Below are 1,336 nucleotides of genomic sequence, written 5' to 3'. Positions count from 1 at the left end.
GATATTATTCTCATCGACGAGAACCACATACGCGCCTACACCTATTGGCGCATCCGTAAAGTCGCGAATAACCATTGAGCGATACTGACGCAATTCGTCCTCACTCTCTTGTACTCGCATTGCTTGGCCATGAGCAAGATAGGAAGCCTCTAATGCAAGCGTGTCGTACTTATGCTCGGGCACTGTTTCTTCGTCCGTTGCGGCATCGATGGCTCTTTGGGTGGAAGCGTGTGCAATTCGAAGTTTTTCTTCCAATTGATGAATGATGATTTGGATTAACTCAGCTTTGTTCATACTTTTTGAAGGCGCGCTCAGTAGGCAGGATATGTTAATGTACCCTAGTCTATCACCGAAGAAAGGTTTCCCTAGCATGCAAAGTACCCAGTTACTACAAACGCTTCAATCCGTGTTTGGTTTTGACTCATTACGCCAAGGCCAACAACCAGTTATTGAATCGGTCATGAATGGTTACTCTGCAGCAGCAATATTTCCAACGGGCTCGGGCAAATCTCTTTGTTATCAACTCCCCGCCACCATGCTGCCAAACCTCACTTTAGTGATCTCGCCATTACTGGCACTAATGAAAGATCAGCTGAGCTTTTTGCAAAGCAAAGGGATCGCCGCCGCTTCTATTGATAGCAGCCAAAGCAGAGAAGAAGCGCAACGCGTAATGGTTGGAGTCAAAAACGGTGAAATCAAAATTCTGATGATTTCTGTCGAACGCCTCAAAAACGAGCGCTTTCGCGAGTTCATTCGTCAGGTGCCAATCTCTTTGATGGTGGTCGATGAAGCGCACTGTATCTCTGAGTGGGGGCATAACTTCCGTCCGGATTACCTCAAGTTGCCGCAATATCAGCGAGAACTGAATATTCCCCAAACCTTGTTGCTGACCGCCACAGCAACACCTGCCGTTATTGAGGACATGAAAAATAAATTCGATATTGCGAGTGACCACATTACTGTAACTGGCTTTTACCGTTCGAACCTCGATATTTCAGTCATCCCTTGCGAAGAGTCCGAAAAGCAAACGCAACTCAACACGATTGTCGCCGCAGCCCCTAAACTGCCAACTATCGTTTACGTAACGCAACAGCAAACTGCAGAGCAAGTAGCTAAGTCATTGATCCACATTGGCGTTAACGCTCATGCGTATCACGCGGGAATGAAAAGTGAAGTTCGTGAGCAAATACAACAGCAATTTATGGCGGGCCAAATTGACTGCATTGTGGCCACGATTGCCTTTGGGATGGGTGTCGACAAATCCGATATTCGCCGAGTGATCCACTTTGATCTGCCTAAATCCATTGAAAACTATGCCCAGGAAATAGGTCGAGCA

Annotated in this window: 1 protein-coding gene and 1 pseudogene; one reads left to right on the top strand and one right to left on the bottom strand. The window is 46.7% G+C overall.

All coding sequences use genetic code 11. From position 1 onward, the window contains the following. A pseudogene (locus R8N28_RS25110) lies at positions 1–294 on the bottom strand (transcription elongation factor); the annotation flags it as partial. A gap of 76 nt (positions 295–370) precedes the next feature. Between R8N28_RS25110 and R8N28_RS25105 the strand changes: the two are divergent. Continuing rightward, positions 371–1,336: RecQ family ATP-dependent DNA helicase (locus R8N28_RS25105; protein WP_318183650.1), on the top strand; the 966-nt coding region annotated here is incomplete at its 3' end.

It is taken from the genome of Vibrio sp. Vb1554 (assembly GCF_033344235.1).
This window is presented reverse-complemented; position numbering and strand designations above follow the sequence as displayed.